1 protein-coding gene is annotated in these 523 nt (G+C 47.2%); it reads right to left on the minus strand.

What is annotated here, in order from left to right:
- Nucleotides 1–217: 217 nt before the first annotated feature.
- Complete coding sequence (locus ACOCD2_RS26055) at nt 218–376, minus strand: hypothetical protein (protein WP_293650945.1); 159 nt, start codon at nt 374–376, stop codon at nt 218–220.
- Nucleotides 377–523: the final 147 nt, after the last annotated feature.

Consider the following 523-nt stretch of genomic DNA (forward strand, 5'->3'; position numbering starts at 1 on the left):
GAGCAGGATGCAGCAATCAGCGTATAGAACAAGCTCTAACGGGCAGTATGAACAAAATAGCAACTTTATTTCACCCGAAAATATACGGTGGAACAATGTTGCTTACTCTAAACTCTAGTCAAAAATAAACCGGGCGAAAACAAAGTCACATCTTTTCAGTACCTCTGATTGCTTCCGGGTAAAGTGCCGAAGGAAATCCCCGCCGCTCAACGCTCATTCATGAATCAGTCAGAGGTTTCTTCAATGCCTGGCGCTGTATCCGGCCCAGCAGTTTTTTCATATCCAGATCCTGGCCAGTATTGACAGTCACAAGACTGGAGCGTTCTTCAGCTCCCGCTTCCTGCCAGTTTTGCAGCTGTCTCTCCAGTATCCCCAAATCGGCATCCGAGACACCTTTCCCTCGCTGTAACTACTCACCCCTAAGATGAGTACAAGCCTGCCTCGATGGATCTACAATCGCTTTTTCATGTCTGTAGAGGCTTGACATCATAGTACGCCGAGTCTATGCTATTGACCCAACACA

The organism is Thiolapillus sp. (genome assembly GCF_048562965.1).
Classification (GTDB): Bacteria; Pseudomonadota; Gammaproteobacteria; order Chromatiales; family Chromatiaceae; genus Thiolapillus; species Thiolapillus brandeum_A.